Genomic DNA, 25,753 nt, shown 5'->3' with positions numbered 1-25,753 from the left:
CACACCCGCGCTATCGGGCCAGCCGCAGCTCGCGCCCGGCCCAGCGGTCCCGGAGCCGGCGGTCGTGGCTCGCGACGATCACCGCGCCCGGGCCGGTCCCCAGCGCCTCCTCCAGCTCGTCCGACAGGCGCGGCGAGAGGTGGTTGGTGGGCTCGTCGAGCAGCAGCAGCTCCGGCGGGTCCGCGAGCAGCAGCGCGAGGGCGAGGCGCCGGTGCTGCCCGACGGACAGCTCGCCGACCGGGCGGCCGACGTCACGGGGCGCCACCAGGCCCAGCGACGCCAGGGGCACTCGTTCGGCGTGCTCCGGCCCGAGGGCCGCGGCGTAGACGTCCCGGACGGTGCGGTCCGGCCGCGGGAACACGGTGTCCTGGGCCAGCAGCCCGGCCCGCAGTCCCCGGCGGCGGTGCAGCGTCCCATCGGTGATCCCGAGACGTCCGGCGAGCACCGCGAGCAGCGTCGACTTGCCCGACCCGTTCGGCCCGGTGACCAGCAGTCGCTCGGTCGCGGAGACGTCCAGCCGGTCCAGGGTGAGCCGGCCGGGGACGCGCACGTCCCGCAGTGCCAGCAGCGGAGCCGTACCGCGGGGCGCCGCCAGGTTCTCCACGCGGAACCGCAGCGGCTCCGGCGGCCGGCGCACCTGGTCCCGGGTCAGCTCGTCGAGCCGGCGGGTGGCGTTGCGGACCCGCCGGGCGATCTGGTGCTGGACCCGCTCGCCCTTGTACCCGTACGCCATCTTCTCGTTGTCCCGCTTCGGGCGGTCGGGGGCGACCCGGTGCGCGGTGACGCCGACCGAGTGGCGGAGCTGGCCGAGCTCCTCCTGCTCCTCGGCGAACCGCCGTTCCCAGCGCTCCCGCTCGGCGTGCTTCTCGGCGAGGTAGTCCGAGTAGCCGCCGCCGTAGCGGGTCGGTCCGTTCACGGCCGGGTCGAGATCGATCACGTCCGTGCAGACGGCGTCGAGGAACGCCCGGTCGTGGCTCGCCGCCACCACGACGCCGGGCAGTCCCCGCAGCTGCTCCTCGAGGAAGGCCGCGGCGTCGTCGTCGAGGTGGTTGGTGGGTTCGTCGAGGAGCAACGCCGCGGGCCGGCGCAGCAGCAGGGCCGCCAGCCCGAGGCGGCTGCGCTGCCCGCCGGAGAGCGTCCCGAGGGCGCGGTGGAGCGCGATCCCGCCGAGCCCCAGCCCGGCCAGGACGAGCCCGGCGCGCCGGTCGGCGTCCCAGACGTCGTGGTCCTGGGCCCACCCGAGGAGCTCGCCGTAGCGCTGCAGGGCGTCGGGCCGGTCCAGGTGCGCGCTCAGCTCGTCGAGCTCCGCGACCGCGGCGCGGGCGACGCGCAGCGCGTCGTCGACCACGTCCGAGACCGTCGACGCCGGGTCGTACGGCATCTCCTGATGCAGGAACCCGAGTTCCGGCGGCCGGACGACGAAGCCGCCGTCCGGCTCGTCGACGCCCGCGAGCAGGCGCAGCAGCGTGGACTTGCCGACGCCGTTCTCCCCGATCAGGCCGATCCGCCGGCCGGGGGCCGCGGCGAGGGAGACGCCGTCGAGGACCCGGCGGCCGCCGAGGTTCCGGACGAGGTCGTGCGCGAGGAGGGCTGCTGCAGGCATGGGGACACCACCGGTGATCACAGGTGTGCGCCCGCCGGGCGTGGAGCCGCGGTCGCGGGCGGGGATGGTGTCAGTGCCTCATGTCTCCCGCAGCATCGCGCGGACCGCGGGAGGCCCGCAACCGATTTACGACCTTCCGGCTGGACGTCGAGGGGTTCCTCACCCGGATCGGACTCCCGCGGCTCGCCGACTCGGCCGTGCCCCACCGCATCACCGGCGACTGCAGCGGGCGGCCCCGACGCGAGCCGTCGACTTCACGTCCCGGAGCCGTTCCGTCCCGGTGACCCAGCGGACACAATGGGAGCGCCACACTGGCGCGGGCGCATGGGCGCCCTCGGGTGCACGTCCAGGTCGGCCGGGGATGTCGGGAAGGTCTAGGGGACATGCAGTTCTTGATCAAGTGGGTGCTCGCTCCGCTCGTGCGGGTCGTGTGGCGGCCCCGGGTGCACGGCGCGCGGCGGGTCCCGCTCCACGGCCCGGTGATCTTCGCGTCCAACCACCGCGCCGCGGTCGACACCGCGGTGATCCCCCTCGTCACCCCCCGCCCCGTCGCGTTCCTGGGCAAGGCGGAGTACTTCACGGGCTGCGGGATCAAGGGCAGGCTGCTCGCTCGGTTCCTCACCGCCCTCGGTTATGTCCCGGTGGACCGGGCCAACGCGAAGGCCGGGCTCGCCGCGCTCGACGCCGGGCGGAAGGTCCTCGAGCAGGGCGGCGCGTTCGGCATCTACCCCGAGGGCACGCGCTCGCTCGACGGCCGGCTGCACCGTGGGCACACCGGTGTCGCCTCCCTGGCGCTGTCCACCGGCGCGGTCGTCGTCCCGGTGGCGCTGCTCGGCACGGACAAGGTGCAGCCCGTCGGCGCGAAGCTGCCGCGGATCGCGCCGGTCGAGGTGCGCTTCGGCGAGCCGTTGGACTTCAGCCGCTACGAGGGCCTGGAGAACTCCGCCGCCATCCGCCGGGCGGTCACGGACGAGATCATGGACGCCATCGCGGAGCTTCTCCGGCGCCGAGTACGTGGACAGCTACCACCGCCGCCCCGGCGACCAGGCCGCCGCCTGACCGGACCGTCCTCTGCTCGCCGCGAAGGTCGTACCAGCGCGGTCGGAGACGCAGCCACGTCACGCTCCCGGTGATCAGGTGGCCCCGGAAGGACATGCGCCGGGTCGTCACAGAACGAGCGAGGGCCGGTGACCATCCGGAAGGATCGGCGCATGACGGATCTCGCCGACGCGCTCGCGTCCGAGCTCGACCGTGAGCTGCACGACGTCGACGCGCGGCTGGCGGCGGCCTACCCGGGTGACGCCGGGTCGCGGCAGCCGGTGCACACCGTCTACGTCCCCGCGGACCGCTACACCAGGGACACCGCCGCGCGCTGGGGCGCCGAGGCGCTCGCCGCGCTCGACGCCCACGCCCCGGACCTCTCAGACGTCTGGGGCGTGCCGGACGAGCTGGCCGGCGAGCTCACCGACCGGGTCCGGCGCAAGCTCGGCACCGAGCCGATCGAGGACCTGCGCATCGACCTCGAGGACGGCTACGGCACCCGGTCCGACGCGGAGGAGGACGCCGAGGCCGAGCGCGCCGCCGTCGAGCTCGCCGCGTCGGTCGCAGCCGGCACCGCCCCGCCGTTCACCGGTCTCCGCTTCCGCAGCTTCGAGGCCCCGACCCGGCGGCGCGGCATCCGCACCCTCGCCGGCTTCGTCGGCGCGCTGGTGAAGGCGGGCGGGATCCCGGACGGGTTCGTGCTCACGCTGCCCAAGGTGACGGCCGTCGAGCAGGTCGGCGCCCTGGTGCGGGTGCTGGAGGCGCTGGAGGCAGAGCACGGGATCGCGCCGCTCCGGTTCGAGATCCAGGTCGAGACCCCGCAGTCGGTCCTCGGCCCCGACGGCGCGTCCCCGCTGCCCCGAATGATCGCCGCGGCGGCGGGCCGGTGCACCGGCCTGCACTACGGCACCTACGACTACTCGGCCTCGCTCGGGATCGCCGCGCGGTACCAGAGCATGGAGCACCCGGCGGCGGACCACGCCAAGGCGGTCATGCAGCTCGCCGCGGCGGGCACCGGCGTCCGGCTCTCCGACGGCTCGACGAACCGGATCCCGGTCGGGGACGGGGCGGCGGTGCACGTGGCCTGGGCGCTGCACGGCCGGCTCGTCCGGCGCTCCCTCGAACGCGGCTTCTACCAGGGCTGGGACCTGCACCCGGCCCAGCTGCCGAGCCGCTTCGTCGCCGTGCACCTGTTCTACCGGGACGGCGCGGGGTCCGCGGGGGCCCGGTTGAAGGCGTACCTCGAGCGGGCGGAATCGGGCTTCATGGACGAGCCCGCCACCGCCGTCGCCCTTGCCGGGTTCCTGCTGCGGGGCGTGGACTGCGGAGCCCTGGACGTCGACGAGGTGGAACGTGCGACCGGCACGGACCGTGACCATCTGGCCGTCCTGGCTCGTCGTCGCGCCTGACACGGAGGGGCCGGTCGCGCTCAGTGCGCGCAGATGATCGCCGGCACGTTGGCGCCGAGCTCGCCGAACGACGAGCGGCAGACCACGGGATAGGGCGTGCCGGTCGCCTGGCTGGGCCGGGCGACGAGGTTGCAGAGGAAGTAGACGATCCCGATGCCGACCAGCAGCGCGATGAGAACCTGCCAGGCCGCGAGGCCGAGGGCGAACAGGCTGCCGGCCGTGACGTACCCGCCGACGCTGTGCACGTCGGACATACAGAAGGCGAAGAAGTTGTACGACTTCCACGTCTGCTTCTCGAGTGGGGCGAGGTCGGAATTGGTGAGGCGCGGGTCGTGGTCCGCCTTCACCTCACCCGGGGTGCCGCTGGTGGCCACCGGCGTGCCGCCGGTCTCCACCGCCGTCGGTTCCGTCATCCGTGTCCCCGTCCTCCGCGTCGACGAGTGCCCGATCGATATCGGAAGCAACGGTAGGTGAACGAGTTCCCGCTGGGATGGATGATCCGATTTCTTCACATGGATGTGAGACTCGGCAGTAAGAACTCGACATATATCCGCTCAGGGAATCTGGAAATTGCGCAGGATCCCGGTTTAGGGCTTCGCCGGCGGGGTCGCGAACTCCCCGCGCGAGCCGGTGCGCAGGCCCAGTGCCACCAGGGTCTCCACGGTCCGGGTAGCCGCCGCCACCCCGTCGACCACCGGTACCCCGACCGCGTCGGAGATCTGCGAGGCGAGGTCCGCCATACCCGCGCAGCCGAGCACGACGGCGTCCGCGGCGTCCTCGACGACGGCGCGCCGGCACTCCTCGGTGATCACCCGGCGGGCGTCCGACGCCGGGTCCTCCAGCTCGAGGACCCCGATCTCACACGCCCGGACGTTGCGCAGGAACCGGGACGCGCCGTAGATCTCGGCCAGGTCCCGGGCCCGCCCGATGGTCCGGCCCAGCGTCGTGACCACGCTGAACCCGCGGCCGAGGTAGCAGGCGGTGCGCATCGCGGCCTCGGCGATCCCGACGACCGGGCCGCGCGCCAGCTCCCGCGCGGCATCGAGCCCGGGATCGCCGAAACAGGCGACGACGTACCCGTCGGATCCCGCCCGCTCGCCGGCGGCGATCTCCGCGAGCAGCCCCGGCACGGCCAGCGCCTCGTCGTAGTGGCTCTCGATCGAGGCCGGGCCCATCGACGGCGTGACGGCGTGGACCACGGTGCCCGGACCCGCGACCTGGGCGGCGCACTTGCCGATCGTCGTCGTCATCGACTCCGTCGTGTTCGGGTTGATGATGGTGATGAGCATGCCCGCCTCCTTCGTTCCGTCTCGCCCGGTGTGGATTCGCCACGGTAGGTGTTGCGGGTACCGGAGGAATCACAGCGGCTCTACGTTACGTTCGTGTGAATCGATTGCCCGCGCTCATTCCCGCGGGTTTCGATCCGTCCCCGTGCGCGGGTGCACCCGGGGAGGAAGGGCGCCGAGCGGTAGGGACTTCCCAGGAGGAATCGAGCACGTGGCAGGAATCAGCACACACGTCCTGGATGCCGCGCTCGGCCGTCCGGCCTCCGGTGTCCCCGTCTCCCTGGTCTGCCCGGACGGAACGGTGTACAGCGGCGTGACCGACGAGGACGGCCGGGTCGGCGACCTGTTCACCGGCCCGCTCGCGGCAGGGGTGCACCGCGCGACGTTCGACACGGGCACCTACTTCGCGGCGACCGGGCAGGCGGGGTTCTTCCCGGAGGTGACGCTGGCGTTCACCGTCGACCCGGTGCGCGGGCACCACCACGTGCCGCTCCTGCTCTCGCCGTACTCGTACACGACCTACAGGGGGAGCTGAGACGGACCCGGACTGCCCGGCAGGCCCGGGTCGTCCACCAGCGCGGCTGCGCCGCCCGTGCGCGGAAACGTTGCCAGGGCGACGATTTCCGCGCACGAGCGCCGGAGGCGCCTCCCCGAGGGCTCCGGGGTCGACCCGGAGGCGCGCCCGGGGTGGCCGGCCGCGAGCCGGGCGTGGCCAAGCCCGAACAAGCCCTCCCGCAGGGTGTCGCCGGTGTACTCGGGGCGGCCGTGCACTCACAGGGTCAGGGGCGGCGGGGGGCGAAGGCGTCGAGGAGCTCCTGGGGCCAGCCCCGGCGGTCCGCGGCGCGCAGGGCACCGGCGACCAGTGCCCGGTCCAGGCCCGCACCCGTGAGGGCGTCCCGTAGGTGCATCGGGGGCAGGGCGTCCAGCCAGCGGTGGGCCGCGGTCTCGACGCCGCCGTCGCTGAGCTCGCCGTTCGCCCGGAGCCGGGCGAACCCGCCGTCCGGATAGATGTCGATCTTCAGGTGGGTGACGGTCGGAGCGCCGGGACCGATCCCGAAGCGGTGCGGCGTGTCCGGGCGGACGGTCCGCCGCGGCACGAGCGGCGTCCAGACCCGGGACGCGAGCGCATCCGGATCCGGGTTCGGCGAGTCCACCCGGGTGCCGCTGATCTGCACCTCCCCCGGCGCGTTGCCCACGAAGTGGCTGGTGTCGAACTCGATGTCCCGGAGCCGGCTCGGCCCCGACAGCTTGACGATCACCCAGTCGTTGCCGTCGTCGCGGCGCCGCGCGGTCTCCCAGCCCTCGCCCATCGTGCGGGCGGGTCCGGGGAGCAGCAGGTTCGCCGGCGAGGAGTAGAACATGTCCGAGCAGGACACCACGAGCCCGCCGCGGTCCTGCGCCGCGAGGTCGACGGTGCCGTGCAGCAGCCGCGGGTCCACGACCGCCTCGCCGTGCACCCGGAACCGCGCGACCCCGCCGTCCGGGTAGATCGTCAGCCGCGCGTGCGTCCACCGGTGGGGGCTGTGGACGTCGTAGACGTTGGGCCGGCCGCCCTTGGCCGGTGACCGCTCGACGAGGGTCTCCCACTCGGCCGCCGCCAGCTCGGCGGGACCGGGGTAGTCCTCCAGCGCGGTGCCCTCCACCGAGATCTCCGGCGGGTAGTTGCCGCGGAAGTACGCCGTGTCCACGACGACGCCGTGCACGATCCCCGGGATGCCGAGGCGGACGATCGCGTGGTCCGAACCGGGCTCGCGTCGCCGCCGGGTCTCCCAGCCGTCGTAGACCTTCCCGCGGTAGCCGAACTCGGTTCGCGGCTGCACCGGCCCGGGCATGACGAGCGCCGCCCGGTCCGCGAAGAAGTCGTCGTTCGCGGCGATCACGGCCCCGCCCAGCCGGCGGGCGGCCAGGTCCGGGAGCTGCACGAAGTCCGCGTCCATGTCCGGCCCGTCGAGGCGGGTGGACTCGGTACGAGGGGCGGGTCGGGTGCTCGGCCGGGTCATCGGGCTCCTCGTCGCAGCAGTCGTCCGGCGGGTGGGTCGGACACGTCAATCCTGGCCCCGCGCAGCCACGTCCGTCGAACCACCCCGGAGAGGGCGCGGCCGTCGTACGGGCTGACCGGGTTGCGGTGCGCGAGCCGGTGGACGTCGACGACGAACGCCGCGTCCGGCGCGAACACGCAGAGGTCCGCGTCCCCGCCGAGGGCGATCGACCCCTTGTGCGTCAGCCCCGCCAGCTTCGCGGGCCGCTCCGCCATCCATCCGACGACCTGGGCGAGCGAGTGCCCTCGCACGCGCGCCCCGGACCACACCGCCGGCAGCCCGATCTGCAGCGTCGCGATGCCGCCCCAGGCCGTGCCGAAGTCCTCGGTCTCGCGCTGCTTGAGCTCGGCGGTGCAGGGCGAGTGGTCCGAGACGACGATGTCGATGATGCCGTCGGTCAGGCCGCCCCAGAGCCGCTCCCGGTTCTCCGCCTCAGACGCCGGCGTCGTGCAGGCCGCGCAGCTCGTGCTCGTTGCCCGGCACCGCTCCGCCCCAGAACCCGACGTCGACGAACGCCTCGTGCTCGGCGGACTTGCGCTTCACCTCCGGGGCCGTGACGTCGATCGTCGGCGGGATCGAGTTGAGCGGCATGTCGACGAGGGTGGTGATCCCGCCGAGCGCGGCCGCCTTCGTCGCCGACGCGAACCCTTCCCACTCAGTGCGGCCCGGCTCGTTGACGTGCACGTGGGTGCCGACGAGGCCGGGGAGCAGCACCTCGTCGTCGGGCAGGTCGACCAGCTCGCGGGTGTCCTCGGCGATCGGCGAGTCGTAGGGCTCGATCGCGACGATCAGGCCGTCCCGCACGCCGACACAGCGGTCCACCTCGCCGAAGCCGGTGATCACCCGGCGGCCGCGGAGCACCAGATCGAGCATCGGATCTCCTCGTCTCAGGCTTTCTAGGGTCTCCGCGATACGGGGCTAGAAGCCTCTAGCGGAGGACGGGTGCGGGCGCGAGCACCGCGTTCGTCCAGCCGGGATGCGCCGCGACGGCTTCGGCGAGCCCGCGCTGCGCGACCACGGCATCCGGCCCGACGGCCGTGGCGAGCGAGCCGCGTCGGGCGAGTGGGGTGAGCGACCACCAGTCCCCCGCGACGCCGGACCCGGGGTCGTCGCCCCAGATCAGCACCTCGGTACCGAGCACCCGCCGCCCGGCGAGATGAGCGGCCGACCGCCCGAGGGGGGCGCAGCGTGCCCCGCCCCAGTGCCCGCGACGCGTTCCGCTGCGCGACCGACGGCGTGCGCGCGTCGAGCTCCCCGTCCAGCTCGGCCCAGGTCGCCGCTCGAGTGGCGCAAGCGGCGCTGGTTGACGCTTGAGCGGCTCCGGCGTCAGCCGCCCGGACCGCCGAAGCCGCCGCGAAGGCCGCCCCGACCAGTTCACCTCGGTGGACGGGCCGATGACCAGCGCGGGGTCGATGCCGTCCATCGTGTCCGGCTTGCCGGCCTTGCCGATGCCGACGGGCCGTCCGTGATCCCGACGTCCGCCTTGACGACGCCCCAGTGGTCCAGCACGACGGCGCCGGTGATCACCAGGTCGGGGGCGCCCTGGGCGGAGGTGACCGCGGACTGCCCCATGGACTCGCGGATGACCTTGCCCCCGCCGAACAACACCTCGTCGCCCGAGGCGGCGCCGCGGCTGCGGTCCTCGGTGACCTCGATGAGCAGGTCGGTGTCCGCGAGACGGATGCGGTCGCCGGTCGTCGGGCCGAAGAGGTCCGCGTACCGGCCGCGCTCGACGCTCGTCATGAGCCGTAGGTCCTCTCGGTCGGCTCGGGGCCCCGCTCGTCCAGCTCACCGGAGTACTCGACCCGCAGGCCGGGGACCACACGCGCGCCGGCCAGCGGCACGAGCGTGACCTCCTTCTCGACGCCCGGCTCGAACCGCACCGAGGTGCCCGCCGGGATGTCGAGGTGCGTGCCCCAGGCGGCCTCGCGGTCGAACGCGAGGCCCGGGTTGACCGCGGCGAAGTGGAAGTGCGAGCCGACCTGGACGGGCCGGTCCGCCTTGTTGGAGACGACGAGCGTGGTCCGCTCGCGTCCGGGGTTGAGCTCGACGGGCTCGCCGCCCGGGATGATCTGCCCGGGGGCCCAGCCGTCCGGGGTACCGCCACCGCCGGCCATCAGACGATCGGGGAGTGGACGGTGACGAGCTTCGTACCGTCCGGGAACGTGGCCTCGACCTGCACCGAGTCCAGCATCTGGGGGATGCCGTCCATGACGTCGGCACGGCCCAGGACCTCTCGGCCGCTGCTCATCAGCTCGACGACGGTGCGGCCGTCCCACGCGCCCTCCAGGACGTGATCGGTGATCAGGGCCACCGCCTCCGGGTGGTTGAGGCGCAGGCCGCGGGCCTTGCGGGCTCGGGCCACGTCCGCCGCGACGTGGACGAGCAGCTTGTCCCGCCCCTGGGGGCTCAGGTGCATGGCGACAGTTCTACGGCCCGCTTGTTGCTCACAGATTCCGCGCAGGTTTCGCCGGACAGAGATGAGGTCACCGACGGTGACCTCGTCGTCACCGGACGAGCAGCCAGTCCGACGTGTGCCGGTACCAGGTCCAGCGGGTCACCGTGCGGGGATGCGCCACGCCGTCGACCAGCACGGACGCCTCGACGCACCCGACCTGCAGGGCCCGACCGGTGGCCGCCTTCACCCCGCTCGCCGCGATCGACGAGACGCCGTCCGGGCCCGGTGCCGCACGCAGCCGGCGCACCGTCCCGCGGGCGACCAGCTCGTCGTCGCAGTAGGCCTCGCCCCGGAACCGGCCGATCTCGCCGCGGCCGACCAGGACGCCGCCCACGTCGTCCCGGATCAGGGGCACCGGGGACGCCTTGCCGTCGAGCGCGAGTGCGGCGGCCTGCCCGGTGTCCTTCGGCAGGCCCCAGGCGGCCGCCGCCGCGGAGCGCCGGGAGACGGGCACGTAGGCCACCTCGACCTTCTCCAGCAGCTCCCGTCGCAACAGTCTGACCAGCACGGATCCCAGATCCGCGTCCTCGCCGAGCACGATCAGCCGCCGCGGCGGCGCGTCCTTCAACAGCGGATCGAGGTCACCCTTGCCCGGCCTCGCGGGCACCGCGACGGCCGGAACTCCGGCCAGGACCGCGGGGACCCGTCCGGGACCGGCGGCCGGGCGGCTACCGTAATGCGGGAAACGGGGCCGGATCCTGCGTGCGCAGGTCAGCAGCACCAGTTCCTGATCGATCGAAGCCACGTGATCGGTCATCCTCCCCGCTAGCCAGGACTTGGAGTGTCACATGCCGGCGATCGTGCTGATCGGCGCCCAGTGGGGCGACGAGGGCAAGGGCAAGGCCACCGACATCCTCGGCGGCCAGGTCCAATGGGTGGTGCGCTACCAGGGCGGCAACAACGCCGGCCACACGGTCGTCCTCCCGGACGGCCAGGACTTCGCGCTCCACCTCATCCCCTCGGGCATCCTCACACCGGGCGCCAAGAACGTGATCGGCAACGGGGTGGTGGTCGACCCGGGAGTCCTGCTGGAGGAGCTCGCGGGCCTCGAGGCCCGCGACGTCGACACCAGCGGCCTGCTGATCAGCGCGGACGCGCATCTGATCATGCCGTACCACATCGCCATCGACAAGGTGACCGAACGCTTCCTCGGCAAGGCGAAGATCGGCACCACCGGTCGCGGGATCGGCCCGGCCTACCAGGACAAGGTCGCCCGCGTCGGCGTCCGCGTGGCGGACGTGCTGGACGAGAAGATCCTGCACCAGAAGGTCGAGGCGGCCCTGGCGTTCAAGAACCAGGTGCTGGTGAAGGTCTACAACCGGCGCGCGCTGGACGTCGACGAGGTCGTGGACACCGTCCTCACCCAGGCGCAGGGCTTCACCCACCGCATCGCGGACACCCGGCTGCTGCTGAACAAGGCGCTCGAGGCCGGCGAGACCATCCTGCTGGAGGGCTCGCAGGGCACCCTGCTGGACGTCGACCACGGCACCTACCCGTTCGTGACCAGCTCGAACCCGACGGCGGGCGGCGCGGCCGTCGGCTCCGGAATCGGGCCGAACCGCATCGAGCGGGTCATCGGCATCCTCAAGGCCTACACGACGCGCGTCGGCTCGGGTCCGTTCCCGACCGAGCTGCTCGACGCCATGGGCGAGCACCTGCGCAAGGCCGGCGGCGAGGTCGGCGTCACCACCGGACGTCCGCGCCGCTGCGGCTGGTTCGACGCCGTCGTCGGCCGCTACGCCGCCCGCGTCAACGGCATCACGGACTTCTTCCTCACCAAGCTCGACGTGCTGTCCGGGCTGGACAACGTGCCGATCTGCGTGGCCTACGAGGTCGACGGCAAACGGGTCGAGGACATGCCGATGACCCAGACGGACGTGCACCACGCCGTCCCGGTCTACGAGGAGATGCCCGGCTGGTTCGAGGACCTCTCGGCCTTCCGGACCTTCGAGGAGCTGCCGGCGAACGCCCAGGCCTACGTGCACCGGATCGAGGAGCTCACCGGCGCGCCGGTCTCCGCGATCGGGGTCGGCCCGGGCCGGGACCAGACCATCACCCGCGACGTCTGACGGCCGAGCCGGCCCCGGCCGCCGAAGCCCCTCCGCGAGTCGCGCTCCGGAACCGCGCGAGTCGGGCCCCAGTGCCCCGCGAGTCGCGGTGGAGCCGTCACCGAGCCGCGAAGATCTCCGCGACGCCCGCACGTCCGAGAACGCAGTGACCCGCCCGGCCGTCGCCGGACGGGTCACGCCGTTACCGGGCCGGGACCCTCGGGCCCCTCGACCGTGACCACCCCGTGCTGCCCGGTGTGGATCAGGGGCGCTCGGGTGCGGGTCAGCCGCGGGGCATGATCCAGGCGCCGCGCCCCGAGGAGAAGCTCCTCGGGTCGAAGAGCAGGACGTACCGGCCCTTTGCGCCGGCCTTGTCGTCGAAGCACATGTCGCCGGTGGTCCGACCGCCCGGCGCGAGCCGGCCGGCGGAGAGCATGGAGCTCGAGCCGGTGAATCCGGTCGTCAGGGCCGCGCCGTCGGGGTCCTGCAGCTTCCAGTCGAGGGCGCCGTTGAAGCTCTCCTGCCCCGAGCCGGTGTTCACGTAGGTGACGGTCGAGCAGAGGGTCTCGCCGAGTGTCGGGTCGCCGGCCTTCAGCGGGGCCGCCGTGATCCTGAGGTCGCCGACGGCGAGGGTGTCCCCGGCGTTGCCGACGATGTCGTTCGACGTCGAGCCCGCGAAGGCGACGGCGCTGCCGCCCGTGGCCGCCTGGTCGGAGGCGCCGGGCGCCCCTGTACCGCTCGACTCCCCACGGCCGTCGGCGATCGAGACGATCAGGATCAGCAGGATGATGCCGCCGGCGACGAACGGCCACTTGCGCCGCTTCGTCGCCTCGGGCGCCGGAGCGGGCGGCTGGTACCGCGGCGGCTGCGGGGGCGGCTGGTACTGCGGCGGGATCTGCTGGTAGGGCCGCTGCTGCGGTGCGCCGTGAGGCGCGTGACCGTAGTCGAGCCGGCTGTAGACGGGCCGGTCCGAAGGGGCCTGGGCGTACGGCTGCTCGCCGTAGGGAGAACGCGGAGTGGTCACGTCCGCTCGTCGAGAGGGTCGAGGGAGCTGTTACGACGCGCGCACGTAGACATACGGAATGTAGTCAATTCTGATGAGCCGAAAGGCTGTATCGACTAGGGCGTGTCCTGTAAGTCCTGGCGGAGCCAGAGGATCGTGGCGGCGATGGTGATCTCGGCTCGGAAGTATGCGGCGCGCTTGGCGTAGCGGGTGGCCAGGTCGCGGAACTGTTTGAGCCGGTTGAAGCAGCGCTCGACGACGTTGCGGCCGGCGTAGACGACCGGGTCGAAGGCTGGTGGGCGCCCGCCCCGGGCGCCCTTGGCGTGGCGGCGGGCGATCTGGTCGTCGCGTTCGGGGCTGGTGAACGCGATACCGCGGCGGCGCATCGCTGCGCGGGTCGAGGGGTGGGAGTAGGCCTTGTCCGCCACGACTCGGTCCGGGCGCTTGCGCGGGCGGCCGGGCCCGTCGCGGCGCACGGAAATCTCGTCGAGCAGCGGTAACAGTTGTGGGTTGTCCCCGGCCTGGCCCGGGGTGAGCAGGACCGACATCGGCAGCCCGCGGCCGTCGACGGCGAGGTGGATCTTGCTGGTCAGCCCACCACGGGACCGGCCGAGGGCTTCGCCGTCGACGGCAAGGTCTTCGATCCAGGTCGAGGTGCAGCCCCCTTTTTCCGGGCACCGGCAGCGTGCTGGTGGGCCCGGACATGGGTGGAGTCGACGCTGATCGTCCACTCGACGGCGCCTACGGAATCGTCCTTGGTTACGGCCTCGTCGAGGATCCGGTCCCAGGTTCCGTCTGCGGTCCACCGGCGCAGCCGCTCATGGGCGGTCTTCCACGGCCCGTAGCGCTCGGGCAGATCCCGCCACGGCGCTCCGGTGCGGAGCTTCCACAGGATCGCGTTGATCACCTGGCGGTGGTCGCGCCAGTGGCGACCGTTTCCGGCCACCGCGGGCAGCAGCGGCTCGATCCGAGCCCACGCCTTGTCTGTCAGCTCGCCGCGACCGACCACCGGGACATGATCAATCAGGCCAGCTCAGATCCCTTACAGGACACGCCCTAGGCCGTGCGTCCCTCGGTCCATCGGGCCGCGGCTCGCGGGTCAGGCGGCGCAGGCCCCGGTGTCGACCGACCGGGTGTCGTTCTCGGCCGCGACCAACGCGGCGTTGACCTGCTGGGCGGTGAGCACGAAGCCCGTCTCCGAGTCGTCCAGGGCCGCGCCGAACACGACCCCGACGACCTGGCCGTCCGGCGTGATCATCGGGCCGCCGGAGTTCCCGGAGCGGACCACCGCGCGCACCGTGTAGACGTCCCGGGTGATCGTGCCGCTGTCGTAGATGTCCGGGCCGCGGAGCTGGATGCGCTCGCGGACCTTGGCGGCGGTGATCGTGTACGGACCGTCGAGCGGGTAGCCGAGGATGATCGCGTCGTCCCCCGCGGCCGCGGGGGTCGGCTTGAAGGGCAGCGGGTCCGCGTCCAGGTCGGGGACGGCGAGCACCGCCACGTCGACCTCCGGGTCGTAGCTGACGACCCGGGCGTCGAGCTGGCGGATGCGTCCGGTGCGGGTGGTGACCTCGACGGTGGTGTCCGTGGTGCCCGCGACGACGTGCGCGTTGGTCATCACCCGCTGCGGGGCCACGACGAAGCCGGTGCCCTCGAGCTGGCGTTGGCACGACAGCGCGCGGCCACGGACCTTCAGCACGCTGCTGCGGACCTGGCTCACGACCGGCAGGTTCAGCAGCTCGGGGTTCGGGCTGCCGACCTGCGTGATCGGGGTGGACTGGAACGGGCTGAGCACGTCCGGGAACCCGGAGGCGTCCAGCAGCTGGCGCAGCTCGGCGGGCAGCGCGCGGGCGCCCGCCGGCATCACCGAGTCCACGCCCTTGAGGACCTCGGAGTTCCGGACGCTCGATGCGAGCGCCGGGAAGCTGGCCGACGCGAGCGGCAGCGCCACCAGCCAGGCGGCGACGACCACCGTGATGGCCTGCAGCAACGAACCGAGCGTGGAGTCGATCGCGAGGGTGCGCTCGCCGCTGATCCGGTCCCGGATCTTGCGGCCGAAGTAGACGCCGGTGGTCTCGCCGAGCGCGACGAGCATGACCACCACGACGATGCTGACGATCGTCTTCGTGCTGGGGGCCTGGATCCCCGAGACGAGCAGGGGGGCGATCCGCACGCCCAGGATCGCGCCACCGAGCACGCCGACGAACGACAGCAGGGCGACGGCCATGCCGTGCCGCCACCCCGAGACCGCCGCGATGAGCGCCAGGGCGAGGACGACGATGTCGACCCAACTCACGAAGTGACCTCACTGCCTGTGTTCGTCCGGGAAGCTCACGCGGCTCTCCTTCACCTGCTCGTGCCGGCACCGTACCGGGGCGAAGATCATGTTCCGGCGATGCCCCGGCCCCGTTCGCGGGCCGCCTGCCACGCGGCCCCCAGCTCGACGACGCGCTCACCGTCCCACGGCCGCGCCCAGCCCGCGTGCTCCACCAGCGCGGACAGCAGGCCACCGGTGAACCCCCACACCAGCAGGCCCCCCACGTCGAACGCCGGGCCCCGGCCGCCGCGCGGGTGCGCCACCATCAGCCGGTTCGCCGGGTCCGTGAGCTCGGAGATCGGGACGCGCAGGACCCGCGCGGTCTCGGCCTCGTCGACAGCGCGCACCGGCACCGGCGACGGCCAGTGCGCGATCACGGGCGTGACCACGAAACCCGACGGCGGCAGGAACAGGTCGGGCAGCACGGTCAGCGGGACGACGCCCGCGGGGTCCAGCCCGGTCTCCTCCTTCGCCTCGCGCAGGGCGGCCGCGACGGGCCCGGCGTCCCCGGGATCGATGCCGCCGCCCGGGAACGCGACCTGGCCGGCGTGGTTCCGCAACGTCGAGGCCCGTTCGAGGAGCAGCACGTCCGGACCGGCCGGGCCCTCCGCGAACAGCATCAGTACCGCGGCGCGACGGCCACCCTCGGTCGGCGGGGGCGTGCGGAAGCGGAGCAGCCCGGCGGCGTCGACCCCGCGGATCCCGTCCAGCAGCGGCACGAGGAACTCCGGTGCCCGGGTGGGATCGACCCGAGGAGCTTCCTCGCCGCGCGGGCTCGGCCCGGTGCACAGGCGCTGTGACCCGGAATCGCTCATCCGCCCAGCCTCCCCACGGTGGTGGCGACCTCGTCCGCCGACGCGAACGGCGTCGGCGGGTCCACCCGGACCGGCTCGCCGCTCGGGCGGATCACGTAGCTGGCCGGCAGCGCGGGCGGCAGGGCCAGCGCCGAACGCAGCGCGCCGTCCGGATCGGTCACCGACGGAAGCCGCACGCCCACGTCCGCAAGCAGCTGCAACGCCGCGCCCGGCTGGTCCTGGACGTCCACGAGCAGCACGGGCACCGCGTCCGGCCGGGCCGCGTACTCCGCGAGGGCCGGGAAGCTCCTGGCGGCACGGCACGCACCACGACGCCCAGACGTTGACCAGCACCGTCCGCCCCGCGACGGCCGCGCCGACGTCCGTGACGCCCTCCTGCCCGAGACACGGCACCGAGACGCCGGCGAGCGGGCCCGCGGGTGCGGCACCGGTGGGCGCCGGGCAGGGGGACAGGGATGCGGCGGCGCGCACCGCGGTGAGGTCCACCGCGGCGGGCGCGGAGGCAGCCGGCTCCGGCGCGGCGGAGCGCGGCCACAGGGCGACGACCCCCAGCACCACCAGCAGGACGACCACGACCGTGGTGACGACCTCGGTGCGGCCGGCCCGGAACCGGGCGCCCTCGCTCACGGGCGCACGTCGGCGGGCGCGAATCCGGCCAGCTCGAGCAGGTGCGGCGTCTCGGGACCCTTGACCAGCGCGGCGGCCGCCTCCGGCTCGGTGGGCCCGGCGCCGAACGACGGGCAGTCCATCGCCAGCGTGCAGACCCCGCAGGCCGGCTTCTTCGCATGGCACACCCGCCGCCCGTGGAAGATCACCCGGTGCGACACCATCGTCTGGTCGCGCTTCGGGACCAGCGCGGCGACGGCGTGCTCGACCTTGACCGGATCCTGCTCCTCCGTCCAGCCCCACCTGCGGACCAGCCGGCCGAAGTGGGTGTCGACGCTGATCCCCGGGATGCCGAAGGCGTTGCCGAGGATGACGTTGGCCGTCTTCCGCCCGATTCCGGGCAGGGTGACGAGATCGTCGAGGTTCGCGGGCAGCTCGCCGCCGAACCGCTCGACGACGGCGGCCCCCAGCCCCATCAGCGATGCCGCCTTGTTCCGGTAGAAGCCGGTCGGGCGGAGCAGCTCCTCCAGCTCCGTGCGGTCCGCCTGCGCGTAGTCCGCCGCCGTGCGGTAGCGGGCGAACACCGCCGGCGTGACCTCGTTGATCTTCTTGTCGGTGGACTGGGCCGACAGGATGGTGGCGACGGCGAGCTCGAGCGGGTTCGTGAAATCGAGCTCGCAGTACGCGTCCGGGTAGGCGACGGCGAGGGCGCGCAACGTCCGGGCGACGCGCCGGGCGCGGCCCAGGTCGCTCTCCCCGGCCGCGATGCGGGCGGCCAGCTTCGCGACCTCGCGGCGGGTGGGACGTCGGTTGCCGAGAGTTGTCCCGGGTGTCGGGGTGGTCACCCGACCGAGAGTACGGGCGCGCACCGACGGTCCCCGTCAGCCCCGGTGCCGACGAGGGCGAACGTCACGAATGCGTATCGGCCGCGGCGCGCCGCGGACCCCGCCGGGCGGGTCCCGCCGCCGGTGCGCGATTATCGAGGGGACATGACTGCCTGGTTGTCCGTCCTCGTGCCGCTGCTGGTGATGTTCTTCGCGCTCGGAATGGAGCGCGTCGAGTCCCGGCTGCGGGAGTCCACCCTGCGTCAGGATGAGCTCGACGAGATGCTCGAGCAGCCCCGCCCGGACGAGCTGCGTGCGCTGTTCCGGCAGGGAACCGGCCGCGCTCTGGAGCTGTTCCGTCTGCGGAACCGGGGCGCCAGGCGCCCGGCCAGGCGGAGTAAGGTATCGCAGTAGCCCGATCGGTCGCGATGATCGACCGGGCGGGGGGCCGTTCGGGTCGGTCCGCCAGCACGATTCCTCCGTTCGAGCGCGGTTTGTATGCCCTGTCTCGTCACACTGTGCGGAACGACCCCCTAGACTGGCGCGCCGATGACCCGCCGCGCTGTGGCCGGGTGGACGAGGAGCAGGGTTGTGGACGATGTTCTGATCCGGGCTGGGATCTTCCAGGGCGTGGAACCCCACGCCGCTGAGGTGCTGGCCCAGACACTGGAGCCCGTGGAGTTTCCGCGCGGGCACGTCATCTTCAGTGAAGGTGAGCCCGGTGACCGGCTGTACATCATCGGCAGTGGCAAGGTGAAGATCGGCCGCAAGTCCCCGGACGGCCGCGAGAACCTGCTGATGGTGGCCGGTCCGTCGGACATGTTCGGGGAGCTCTCGATCTTCGACCCGGGCCCGCGCACGTCGTCGGCCACGGCCGTCACCGAGGTCCGTGCCTACACGATGGACCGCTCCGCCCTGCGCGAGTGGATCGGGAAGCGCCCGGAGATCGCCGAGCAGTTGCTGCGCGTGCTCGCCCGTCGGCTGCGCCGCACGAACAACATGCTCGCGGACCTCATCTTCACCGACGTCCCCGGCCGTGTCGCGAAGTCGCTGCTGCAGCTCGCGCGCCAGTTCGGCTCCCAGGAGTCCGGCCTGCTGCGGGTCACGCACGACCTCACGCAGGAGGAGATCGCGCAGCTCGTCGGCGCCTCGCGGGAGACCGTGAACAAGGCGCTCGCGGACTTCGCGCACCGCGGCTGGCTGCGGCTCGAGGGCAAGAGCGTGCTGATCCTCGAGCCCGAGCGGCTGGCCCGCCGCGCCCGTTAGGGCCTGTGACGGACCTGGCCCTTAAACAACTGGTACGGCCGTACCAGACTGTGCGACCCTCGGGTCGTGTCCGTCTCGCTGTCCGACTACCGCGCCGCCGTCTCCGTACCAGGCGCGGTCGTTCCGGTGCTCGCGTCCGCCCTCGCCAGGCTGCCCATCGCCATGTTCAGCCTGGCCACGCTGCTCTACGTGCAGCGCGAGAGCGGTTCGTTCGCGGTGGCCGGTGCCGTGTCGGCAGGCTCGCTGATCGGTGTCTCGGTCGGCTCGGTGGTCCAGGGCCGGGCGATGGACCGGCGCGGCCCGTCGCAGGTACTGCTGCTGGTCGCGGCCCTGTTCGCGCTGGCCGCGGCCGGCCTCGTCGTATCGATCGAGAGCGGCGCGCCGCTCCTCGCGCTGATCCCGCTGGCCGTGCTCACCGGCTTCACCCAGCCCGCGATGCCCGGGGCCTCCCGTGCGCTGTGGACAGAGCTGGTGCCGGCCGGGCCACGTCGTGAGGCGGCGTACAGCTACGAGGCCATCAGCCTCGAGGTCTTCTTCATCCTCGGCCCGGCGCTCGCCGCGTTCCTCGTGACGGCGCCGTGGTCCGGGACCGGCCTGGTCGTCGCCTCGTCCGCGATGGTCGTCGGCTCCGTGGCGTTCGCGCTGTGCCGTCCGGTCCGGACGACCCGGCCCGCGCCGCGGGCCGCATCCGGCGGCGGGCTCTCCGGCGTCGTCGGCGTCATCGCCAACCCGGGCATGCTCACGGTCGCGCTCGCGTCGCTCGGGTTCGGCCTGGTCATCGGCTCGGTCGAGGTGGGTGTCCCGGCCGTGGCGTCGGCGCTCGGCTCGCCGTCGCTCGGCGGGGTGCTGCTCTCCGCGTGGTCGGTCACGTCCGTGCTCGTCGGGCTGCTCTACGGCATGCGGCCGTGGCCGCGTCCGCTGTACCTGCGGATCCCGGTCCTGATGGCGACGTTCGGCGCGCTGGCGGTGCTGATGTCCGTGGCGGGTGCGAGCGGCTCGCTCGTCCTGCTGGTCCTGACCATGCTGCTGGCCGGCGGGCTGATCACGCCGCAGGTCACGGGGCACTCGCTGGGCGTCGAGCTCGTCGCCCCGGGCGGCAGCGCCACGGAGGCCTTCGGCTGGGTGGTCACGGCGGCGACGCTCGGGATCGCGCTCGGGCAGTCCGTCGCGGGGGTCGCGGTGGAGGCGTCGGGCCCGGCGGCGGCGTTCGTCGCGGGTGGTCTCGGCGGCCTGGTCGTGGCGACGGTCCTGTGGTTCCGCCGTCGCACGGTGCGGACGCCGGATCCGGCGCCCGTCGCCGCGGCCGTCTAGCTCCGCAGGTACTCGAGCTGGGCCTTGACGGAGAGTTCCGCGGCGGGCCACAGCTTCTCGTCGACGTCCGCGTACACCGTCTCGACGACCTCGCGCGGGGTCGCCCCCTCCGGCAGCGCCTTCAGTGCGGCCAGGACCTGGTCGAGGCGCTGTTCCCGGTGCGCGAGGTACTGCGCCGCGACGGCCGGTGCGTCGGCGAGGTCCGGACCGTGGCCGGGGAGCACGGCGGTACCGGGCGGCAGCTCCGCGAGGGCCTTCAACGAGTCGAGGTACGGCCCCAGCGCGCCGTCCGGATGCGCGATGACGGTGGTCCCCCGGCCCAGGATCGTGTCCCCGGTGAGAACCGACGGGGTGCCGCCGCCCGGGCCGGCGAGCAGGAACGAGATCGAGTCCGACGTGTGTCCCGGCGTCGCGACGACCCGGAGCTCCACCCCGGCCGCGGCCACCACGTCGCCGTCGCCCAGAGCCTCCGAGCCCAGGACGAGCGTCGGGTCCAGCGCCTGCACCGGCGCGCCCGTCAGCTCGGCGAAGCGGCGCGCCGCGCCCGCGTGGTCCGGGTGCCGGTGGGTCAGCAGGATCCGCGCGACGGGACCCTGCTCGGCGACGCGGCGGAGGTGCTCCTCGTCGTCCTCCTCGCCCGGGTCGACCACGACGCACTCCTCGACGCCCGGCGCACGCAGCACCCAGGTGTTCGTCCCGTCGAGGGTCATGGGCGACGGGTTCTCCGCGAGCAGGACCGACGCCAGGGCCGTGACCGGCCGCAGCACCCCGTACGCGGGATGGTCGACGCGGCCGACGGGCGGGGGCGTCGCGCCGGGCGGGGTCATCGGAGCTCCGCCTCCGGGATCGGGCCGGTGAAGTCCGGCTGACCCTCGACGGCGATCACGATCCGGCCGTTCCGTCTCCTGACCTCCGGCCGGATCGCGACGATCGTCCGCTGCTCGGCCGCCGCGACGACGTCCGCGGCCCGTTCGAACGTCGCCATGTCCTCGAGCGTCCGCGTGGTCGGGATCATCAGCTCGATCTCGCCGGCGTCGCGGCGCTCGAACGCCTCGGCCGGATGCCACCAGCCCGCCTCGACGGCCTCGGTCGTCAGCGCGTCCGCCTCCTGGCCCTCCGGCACGAGGGTCACGAAGAAGACCGTGTCGTAGCGGCGGGACGGCCCGGGTGGGGTGATCCACCGGGACCAGACGCGCAGCAGGTCCGAGCGGAGCACGAACCCGGCCTCGGACAGCACGTCGGCGAGCGGGCGGCGGTGCGCGGCGAGGTCCGCCCGCCACTGTGCGGCCTGCGGTTGTGGGGCCAGGGGAGGCGCCCCGGGGGGCCGGCCAGGAGCACGCCGCATTCCTCGAACGTCTCGCGGACGGCGGCGGAGACGGTCCCGCCGGCGAGGTCCGCGGGGACGCCGATCGTCTCGGCCCAGGCCTCGGGCGAGGGACCCGCCCAGCCGTCCGCGTCCGGGACGTCGGACGGGTCGACGCTGCCGCCGGGGAAGACGGTCATGCCGGCGGCGAACGCCATCTGCGGCACGCGCCGCTGCAGGAACACCTGCAGCGGGCTGCGGCCGGCGGGCGGGTTCGGGTGGTCCCTCAGCAGCAGGACGGTGGCGGCAGGTCGGGGGGCGACCGGTGTCGCAGGCGTGTCGGCGGTGACATCCTCGGTGCTCACCTTCGGACCATAAGCCATGCGAAGCGCGACGTCCGGCGCGTGCGGCGTGAACGACGCCACGCTCCGACCGGCACGATGTCCGCGTGGACCAGTTGCGAATCGGGCTCGTCGGAGCCGGGCCGTGGGGCCGCCGGGTGCACGCGCCGGGCCTCGCCGGACATCCACGGACCGAGCTCGCCGGGGTGTGGACGCGGCGGCCGGAAGCGGCCCGGGAGCTCGTCGCGGAGCACGGCGGGGAGGCGTTCGGGAGCTTCGAGGCGCTGCTCGACGCGGTCGACGCCGTCGCCTTCGCCGTTCCGCCGCAGGTCCAGGGCGAGCTCGCGCCGCGGGCCGCCGCCGCCGGGAGGCACCTCGTGCTGGACAAGCCGCTCGCGGACTCCCTGCCCGCGGCGGAGCAGGTCGAGGCGGCCGTCTCGGCCGCCGGGGTCTGCTCGACGACGATGCTCACGCTGCGGTTCGACCCGACGGTGCGCGGCTGGCTGGCCGGCCTCTCCGGCGACCCCGCCGGCGCCGACACCGTCGGGTCGGCGCGCTGGCTCTCCGGGGCGCTCCTGGGCGGCCCCTACGCGGGTTCCGGCTGGCGCGCCGAGCGCGGCGCCCTCATGGACATCGGGCCGCACGTCGTGGACCTGCTCGACGCCGCGCTGGGCGAGGTGCGGGACGTCGAGTGGGCGCGCCTCGACACGCCGGACCTCTGGCGCTTCGGCCTCGTCCACGCGGGCGGCGCACACAGCACGGTGACGCTGTCCCTGCGGCTGCCGGTGGACCCCACCGAGGTCGAGGTGACGGCCTTCGGCGCGGCCGGCCGGCACGTCCTCGCGACCCGTCCGGCGGACCCGGTGGCCTGCTACGGCGTGCTGCTCGACGAGTTCGTCGACGCGGTCCGCGCCGGCCGCGTCGACGGCCCGCAGAGCGCCCGGCGCGCGCTGCACCTCCAGCGGGTGCTGGCCGCGGTGCAGCGCGCGTCCGGCTCCTGACCTCGGGATCCTCGGCTCAGGCGATGTCCGGCGGCCCGAGCGGGTGGCCCTGGGCGTGCCCGTTGCGGTGGCCGTTCTGCCCGGCCTCCGAGCCCGGGTGGGCCTGCTGCGGACGGGCACCCTGGCGGGACGGGCCGGGGTACGGCCCGGTGTCCCGGGCAGGCGGGCGCTCGCGGGACGCCAGCTCCTCCTGGAGACGGCGGAGCAGCTCCCGCTCACGGCCGGACAGCGCGGCCAGCGCCTCCGCCGACGGCTCCTCGCCCGGCGCGGGCCGCGGGGCGGCGGGGGCGGTGTCCTGACGGGTGTCCGCGGGGTCGGCCGGCCAGGGGGTGCCGCCCCGGGCGTCGGTGGGCGGGGCGTCCGGGGTGTTGCGGCGGAACTCGCCGGGACCGGGGCCGGCCGGGCCCTCGGTGCGCGGGACTCCCGGGGTGGCGCGGCGGGACTCCCGGGGGCCGGTGCCGGCCGGACCCTCGGGGTCCGGGGTGCGCACCTCGGCGTGTCCGCCGGGTCCGGCGCCGTTCGGTTCGGCCACCGGGCCGTCGGACACGGGGGAGCGGAGGTCGGCGTGACCGCCCGGTCCGGTCGAGGCCGCGGGTTCCCCGGAGGCGTCGGGCCGGCTGTCGCGCGGCCCGGCGCCACCCGGGCGGGTGCGGTCCGGGCTCGTGTTCCGAGGCCGGTCACCGGGATTCTCGGCGCCGAACCCCTCGCCCCCGAACCTCTCCCCGCCAAACTCCTCGCCCCCGAAGCGCTCTCCGCCGAAGGTGTCGCCACCGGGCCCGTCGTCGCCGACGCGATCCCGGCCGACGTGCCGGGGGCCCTGCTGGCCGGTCCACGAGCGGCGGCTGCGGCCCGCCCCGGGTGGCCGTTCCGACGACTCGCCGAAGAGCGAGCCGGGTGCCTCCCCGGGCGGCGGACCACCGAACGCGGGACGGCTGAAGGCGGACCGGTCGTAGGCGGGCCTGTCGAAGTCTGGCCGCTCGGGCTCCGGCTCGCGACGGCGCCGGGGCTCCGGTGCCGGAGGCTCGCCGCCGTGCTCCTCGCCGAGGGGCCCCGGGGCCTCAGCCCCGCCGTGGTCGTCCGGGCCGTGGTCGTCGTGCCGGTGGTCGGGATCGGTGTGCTCGGGCCGGGCGGGATCGGGCCGGGTGCCCGCCGGGCCTTCGAGGCCCGGCCAGCTCGCGCCCGGGTCCACGTCCCCGGCGTCCGCCTCGGGCTCCGACCCGGGGAGGGGCCCGAAGAGGTGGTCCGGCTCCGAGGCGCGGTGGGGACGGTCCGGCGCGTCGGCCCGGTGCCCGGCGGCCGGGCGGTCGTCCGCCGAGCTCCCGCCGAACAGGACGTCCTGCGCGGGCGCCTCCGACAGATCCGCCGCGGGCGCGTCGACCTGCTCGGCCGGGCGCGGCGCGGCGTCCTCGGGCCGGCCGGCCCCGCCCCGGGACGACGGCCGCGGGACGGGCCGCGGCGCGGGCAGGCCCTGGGGCGTCGTGTCCGTGACGTCCGAGCGGTGCCGGGCCCGTCGCCGTCCACCGGGGAGGGGACGCAGCGTCGGGTTGCCGTCGACGGCGGCGCGGCGGCCGTACGGCGCGTCGTCCGGGACGCCGTGATCCTCGGCGCCGTCCACGGCCTGGTCGTCGTCGGCCGGCACGTCGTCCGCCGACGCCTCCGCTGCGGGGCATTCGGGCTCGGGCACGGCCGGCTTAACGGTGCTCGGGACGGGCTCCGCGGCCGCAGGTGCCTCCGGCGCCGGCACGTCCGGGCGCCGGCGTCCGCCGTCGGGCATGGCCCAGTCCCCGGATGCCCAGTCCGCGGCCCAGGAGGCCGCGCGCGCACCGGGCTCCCTTGCACCGGGCGCCGGGGCCGGGCCGGGCGCGACCGGGGGTGCGGACTCGTCCGTCGGTTCGAGCAGCGGCTCCAGGAGGGGTCGGTCCGGCGGGCCGCCGAGCGCGTCCACGTCGTCCGCCCGGCTCTCCGGCTCGGGGCGGGCGCCGTGGCGCTCCGGCGCGGGTGGGACCACCGACAGCGGCGGCCCGATGCGCGGCACGGGGGCGGGACGCGGGGTCCGGGACGGCAGCGCCTGCGGGCCGGTGTCCGGCGGGCCCGAGACCTCGGGCTGCTCGTCACGACCCGGCACGGGTGTCCGGAGCCCGCGCGGCGCCGCGCCGTCACGCCCGGACGGTGAGCCGGGCCGGGCCGACGCGGAGTCGAGCTCCTCGGGAAGCCGCGGCAACTGCCCGATCGCGGGCGAGCGGGGCGGCAGCTCCGCGGCCGCAGGCGAGGGCCCGGTCTCCCCGGGACGGGATCCGGCACGGCCCTGATCGGCGTGTCCGGCCGCGACGACGCGCGGGAGCGCTGCGGGAACCGGGCGGCGTCCTGGCTGCGGAAACCGGCCGCGGGCGTCGCCGCGGACGCGGCCTCCGCCTCCGCGGCACGGCTGTCCGGGCGGGCCGGCGGGGCCTCGGCGGCCGGGCTCGCCGGTGCTTGACGGCCGGCGACGGGGATCGCGGTCGTCTCCTCGGCCCGCGACTCCTCGCGCGCGGCGATGTCCTCCGGCGCGGCCGCGGACGGGGCTGCCACCCCCGGCTCGACGACCGGTGCGCCGGACAGCAGCGACGGTGCCTCGCGGTCCGCGCTCTCGCGTGCCGGCACCGGCGCGTCCGCACCTGCGAGCACGGCCGTCACCGGCTCCGCCGGGATCGGCGCCGTGAACAGGGGCCCCGACGAGATCAGCTCCGCCGGGTCCACGGTCTCGACGGGCGCCGTGACGGGCGCGGCCACCGCGCCGCGCTCGACCGGCGGCCGGGGTGCGGGACGCCCGCTCCCGCCGTCGACGATCGTGCGCGCTTTCCGCAGCGCCTCCAGGTGGTACGCGGGCAGCGCGTCCGCGGCGCCGTACGCCTCGACGGACGACGGCATCCCGGCCCGGTCCAGCACGGAGCTCAGCCGGTACGCCAGGACCTCGGCGGACGTGCTCGGCCCCGGCAGCTCGACCAGGAGGACGGGGTGCGGCAGCGGCCCGGGGGCGGCGCCGGCGGGGGTGAGCCGCCAGGTCAGCCGGATCGTGCAGCCGGCGAGGTTGCGCGGCGGGACC

25 protein-coding genes and 3 pseudogenes are annotated in these 25,753 nt (G+C 74.5%); 9 read left to right on the top strand and 19 right to left on the bottom strand.

Features of this window, described 5'->3' with window-relative positions; all coding sequences use genetic code 11:
- Positions 1–10: 10 nt before the first annotated feature.
- Positions 11–1,603 (bottom strand): ATP-binding cassette domain-containing protein, encoded by a 1,593-nt coding sequence (locus WBK50_RS31050; RefSeq protein ID WP_341338962.1) that lies wholly within the window; start codon positions 1,601–1,603, stop codon positions 11–13.
- A 383-nt stretch (positions 1,604–1,986) separates the two neighbouring features.
- On the opposite strand from WBK50_RS31050, the pseudogene WBK50_RS31045 reads away from it, so the two are divergent.
- Together WBK50_RS31045 and WBK50_RS31040 are read left to right on the top strand one after the other, a co-directional pair.
- A pseudogene (locus WBK50_RS31045) lies at positions 1,987–2,662 on the top strand (lysophospholipid acyltransferase family protein).
- 152 nt (positions 2,663–2,814) lie between these two features.
- Complete coding sequence (locus WBK50_RS31040) at positions 2,815–4,053, top strand: DUF6986 family protein (RefSeq protein WP_341338961.1); 1,239 nt, start codon at positions 2,815–2,817, stop codon at positions 4,051–4,053.
- Between the two features lie 20 nt (positions 4,054–4,073).
- Here WBK50_RS31040 and WBK50_RS31035 read toward each other — a convergent pair whose 3' ends face one another.
- Together WBK50_RS31035 and WBK50_RS31030 are read right to left on the bottom strand one after the other, a co-directional pair.
- Positions 4,074–4,466: a cytosine permease gene (locus WBK50_RS31035; RefSeq protein ID WP_341338960.1), complete on the bottom strand. Its 393-nt coding sequence runs from the start codon at positions 4,464–4,466 to the stop codon at positions 4,074–4,076.
- Between the two features lie 174 nt (positions 4,467–4,640).
- Positions 4,641–5,342, bottom strand: a complete 702-nt coding sequence (locus WBK50_RS31030; RefSeq protein ID WP_341338958.1) for an aspartate/glutamate racemase family protein — start codon at positions 5,340–5,342, stop codon at positions 4,641–4,643.
- 208 nt (positions 5,343–5,550) lie between these two features.
- Here WBK50_RS31030 and uraH point away from each other — a divergent pair, with 208 nt between their 5' ends.
- Positions 5,551–5,874, top strand: coding sequence for a hydroxyisourate hydrolase (gene uraH / locus WBK50_RS31025; protein ID WP_341338957.1), 324 nt, complete (start codon positions 5,551–5,553; stop codon positions 5,872–5,874).
- A 244-nt stretch (positions 5,875–6,118) separates the two neighbouring features.
- Here uraH and alc read toward each other — a convergent pair whose 3' ends face one another.
- From alc to WBK50_RS30985, 7 genes and pseudogenes are all read right to left on the bottom strand, one after another.
- Complete coding sequence (gene alc / locus WBK50_RS31020; RefSeq protein ID WP_341338956.1) at positions 6,119–7,339, bottom strand: allantoicase; 1,221 nt, start codon at positions 7,337–7,339, stop codon at positions 6,119–6,121.
- Positions 7,336–8,251 (bottom strand): annotated as a pseudogene (locus tag WBK50_RS31015) (amidohydrolase family protein). The gene alc and the pseudogene WBK50_RS31015 overlap by 4 nt, the downstream one beginning before the upstream one ends.
- A 55-nt stretch (positions 8,252–8,306) precedes the next feature.
- On the bottom strand, positions 8,307–8,519 hold the full coding sequence (locus tag WBK50_RS31010; protein WP_341339606.1) for a hypothetical protein: 213 nt from the start codon (positions 8,517–8,519) through the stop codon (positions 8,307–8,309).
- 234 nt (positions 8,520–8,753) lie between these two features.
- Positions 8,754–9,121 (bottom strand): annotated as a pseudogene (gene ureC / locus WBK50_RS31000) (urease subunit alpha); the annotation flags it as partial.
- Positions 9,118–9,495 (bottom strand): urease subunit beta, encoded by a 378-nt coding sequence (locus WBK50_RS30995; RefSeq protein ID WP_341338955.1) that lies wholly within the window; start codon positions 9,493–9,495, stop codon positions 9,118–9,120. The gene WBK50_RS30995 and the pseudogene ureC, both read right to left, overlap by 4 nt.
- A complete protein-coding gene (locus WBK50_RS30990) occupies positions 9,495–9,797 on the bottom strand; it encodes an urease subunit gamma (RefSeq protein ID WP_341338954.1) in 303 nt (100 codons plus the stop codon). Before WBK50_RS30990 ends, WBK50_RS30995 begins: the two co-directional genes overlap by 1 nt.
- An 88-nt stretch (positions 9,798–9,885) precedes the next feature.
- Positions 9,886–10,581 carry a hypothetical protein gene (locus tag WBK50_RS30985; protein ID WP_341338953.1) on the bottom strand — a complete coding sequence of 232 codons (696 nt, stop codon included), beginning with the start codon at positions 10,579–10,581 and terminating at the stop codon, positions 9,886–9,888.
- 43 nt (positions 10,582–10,624) lie between these two features.
- On the opposite strand from WBK50_RS30985, the gene WBK50_RS30980 reads away from it, so the two are divergent.
- Positions 10,625–11,905, top strand: coding sequence for an adenylosuccinate synthase (locus tag WBK50_RS30980; protein WP_341338952.1), 1,281 nt, complete (start codon positions 10,625–10,627; stop codon positions 11,903–11,905).
- A 262-nt stretch (positions 11,906–12,167) separates the two neighbouring features.
- Here WBK50_RS30980 and WBK50_RS30975 read toward each other — a convergent pair whose 3' ends face one another.
- The 6 genes from WBK50_RS30975 to nth form a co-directional block, all read right to left on the bottom strand.
- The gene (locus WBK50_RS30975; RefSeq protein WP_341338951.1) at positions 12,168–12,908 is read right to left on the bottom strand and encodes a DUF4352 domain-containing protein; all 741 of its coding nucleotides are present in this window, start codon (positions 12,906–12,908) and stop codon (positions 12,168–12,170) included.
- A 95-nt stretch (positions 12,909–13,003) separates the two neighbouring features.
- Positions 13,004–13,896, bottom strand: a protein-coding gene (locus tag WBK50_RS30970) for an IS5 family transposase (protein ID WP_445942244.1) whose coding sequence is annotated in 2 segments (ribosomal slippage) — positions 13,004–13,521 and positions 13,521–13,896 — 894 coding nt in all. Because the reading frame shifts where the segments join, the coding sequence is not laid out codon by codon here.
- A 90-nt stretch (positions 13,897–13,986) separates the two neighbouring features.
- Positions 13,987–15,183 (bottom strand): MarP family serine protease, encoded by a 1,197-nt coding sequence (locus WBK50_RS30965; RefSeq protein WP_341338950.1) that lies wholly within the window; start codon positions 15,181–15,183, stop codon positions 13,987–13,989.
- An 86-nt stretch (positions 15,184–15,269) separates the two neighbouring features.
- Positions 15,270–16,019, bottom strand: coding sequence for an NUDIX hydrolase (locus WBK50_RS30960; RefSeq protein WP_341338949.1), 750 nt, complete (start codon positions 16,017–16,019; stop codon positions 15,270–15,272).
- Positions 16,016–16,258 carry a hypothetical protein gene (locus WBK50_RS30955; RefSeq protein WP_341338948.1) on the bottom strand — a complete coding sequence of 81 codons (243 nt, stop codon included), beginning with the start codon at positions 16,256–16,258 and terminating at the stop codon, positions 16,016–16,018. Before WBK50_RS30955 ends, WBK50_RS30960 begins: the two co-directional genes overlap by 4 nt.
- Before the next feature lie 384 nt (positions 16,259–16,642).
- On the bottom strand, positions 16,643–17,404 hold the full coding sequence (nth, locus tag WBK50_RS30950; RefSeq protein ID WP_445942412.1) for an endonuclease III: 762 nt from the start codon (positions 17,402–17,404) through the stop codon (positions 16,643–16,645).
- A 210-nt stretch (positions 17,405–17,614) separates the two neighbouring features.
- Between nth and WBK50_RS30945 the strand changes: the two genes are divergently transcribed.
- From WBK50_RS30945 to WBK50_RS30935, 3 genes are all read left to right on the top strand, one after another.
- Positions 17,615–17,863 (top strand): hypothetical protein, encoded by a 249-nt coding sequence (locus tag WBK50_RS30945; protein ID WP_341338947.1) that lies wholly within the window; start codon positions 17,615–17,617, stop codon positions 17,861–17,863.
- Between the two features lie 177 nt (positions 17,864–18,040).
- Positions 18,041–18,715 (top strand): Crp/Fnr family transcriptional regulator, encoded by a 675-nt coding sequence (locus WBK50_RS30940; RefSeq protein ID WP_297504038.1) that lies wholly within the window; start codon positions 18,041–18,043, stop codon positions 18,713–18,715.
- Between the two features lie 66 nt (positions 18,716–18,781).
- A complete protein-coding gene (locus tag WBK50_RS30935; protein ID WP_341338946.1) occupies positions 18,782–20,026 on the top strand; it encodes an MFS transporter in 1,245 nt (414 codons plus the stop codon).
- Here WBK50_RS30935 and WBK50_RS30930 read toward each other — a convergent pair.
- Entirely contained in the window at positions 20,023–20,853 is an 831-nt protein-coding gene (locus WBK50_RS30930; protein ID WP_341338945.1) for an MBL fold metallo-hydrolase, read from the bottom strand. The two genes, WBK50_RS30935 and WBK50_RS30930, sit on opposite strands and share 4 nt — an antisense overlap.
- Entirely contained in the window at positions 20,850–21,371 is a 522-nt protein-coding gene (locus WBK50_RS30925) for a hypothetical protein (RefSeq protein ID WP_341338944.1), read from the bottom strand. Before WBK50_RS30925 ends, WBK50_RS30930 begins: the two co-directional genes overlap by 4 nt.
- 406 nt (positions 21,372–21,777) lie before the next feature.
- Between WBK50_RS30925 and WBK50_RS30920 the strand changes: the two genes are divergently transcribed.
- Positions 21,778–22,671 (top strand): Gfo/Idh/MocA family protein, encoded by an 894-nt coding sequence (locus WBK50_RS30920; RefSeq protein ID WP_341338943.1) that lies wholly within the window; start codon positions 21,778–21,780, stop codon positions 22,669–22,671.
- 16 nt (positions 22,672–22,687) lie between these two features.
- On the opposite strand, the gene WBK50_RS30915 is transcribed toward WBK50_RS30920, so the two are convergent.
- On the bottom strand, positions 22,688–24,892 hold the full coding sequence (locus WBK50_RS30915; protein ID WP_341338942.1) for a hypothetical protein: 2,205 nt from the start codon (positions 24,890–24,892) through the stop codon (positions 22,688–22,690).
- A 93-nt stretch (positions 24,893–24,985) separates the two neighbouring features.
- On the opposite strand from WBK50_RS30915, the gene WBK50_RS30910 reads away from it, so the two are divergent.
- Positions 24,986–25,147: a hypothetical protein gene (locus WBK50_RS30910; protein ID WP_341338941.1), complete on the top strand. Its 162-nt coding sequence runs from the start codon at positions 24,986–24,988 to the stop codon at positions 25,145–25,147.
- Positions 25,148–25,753: the final 606 nt, after the last annotated feature.

The sequence above is a fragment of the Pseudonocardia sp. T1-2H genome, assembly GCF_038039215.1.
In the GTDB taxonomy this organism is placed as follows: Bacteria; Actinomycetota; Actinomycetes; order Mycobacteriales; family Pseudonocardiaceae; genus Pseudonocardia.
The sequence above is the reverse complement of the archived record's forward strand: the minus strand, read 5'-3'. Positions and strand labels throughout refer to the sequence as shown.

Coding starts and splice junctions, on each gene's coding strand:
- WBK50_RS31050 (WP_341338962.1), bottom strand. CDS start 1,603: ATGCCTGCAGCAGCCCTCCTCGCGCACGACCTCGTCCGGAACCTCGGC.
- WBK50_RS31040 (WP_341338961.1), top strand. CDS start 2,815: ATGACGGATCTCGCCGACGCGCTCGCGTCCGAGCTCGACCGTGAGCTG.
- WBK50_RS31035 (WP_341338960.1), bottom strand. CDS start 4,466: ATGACGGAACCGACGGCGGTGGAGACCGGCGGCACGCCGGTGGCCACC.
- WBK50_RS31030 (WP_341338958.1), bottom strand. CDS start 5,342: ATGCTCATCACCATCATCAACCCGAACACGACGGAGTCGATGACGACG.
- alc (WP_341338956.1), bottom strand. CDS start 7,339: ATGACCCGGCCGAGCACCCGACCCGCCCCTCGTACCGAGTCCACCCGC.
- WBK50_RS30995 (WP_341338955.1), bottom strand. CDS start 9,495: ATGGCCGGCGGTGGCGGTACCCCGGACGGCTGGGCCCCCGGGCAGATC.
- WBK50_RS30990 (WP_341338954.1), bottom strand. CDS start 9,797: ATGCACCTGAGCCCCCAGGGGCGGGACAAGCTGCTCGTCCACGTCGCG.
- WBK50_RS30980 (WP_341338952.1), top strand. CDS start 10,625: ATGCCGGCGATCGTGCTGATCGGCGCCCAGTGGGGCGACGAGGGCAAG.
- WBK50_RS30960 (WP_341338949.1), bottom strand. CDS start 16,019: ATGAGCGATTCCGGGTCACAGCGCCTGTGCACCGGGCCGAGCCCGCGC.
- WBK50_RS30945 (WP_341338947.1), top strand. CDS start 17,615: ATGACTGCCTGGTTGTCCGTCCTCGTGCCGCTGCTGGTGATGTTCTTC.
- WBK50_RS30930 (WP_341338945.1), bottom strand. CDS start 20,853: ATGACCCCGCCCGGCGCGACGCCCCCGCCCGTCGGCCGCGTCGACCAT.
- WBK50_RS30925 (WP_341338944.1), bottom strand. CDS start 21,371: ATGCGGCGTGCTCCTGGCCGGCCCCCCGGGGCGCCTCCCCTGGCCCCA.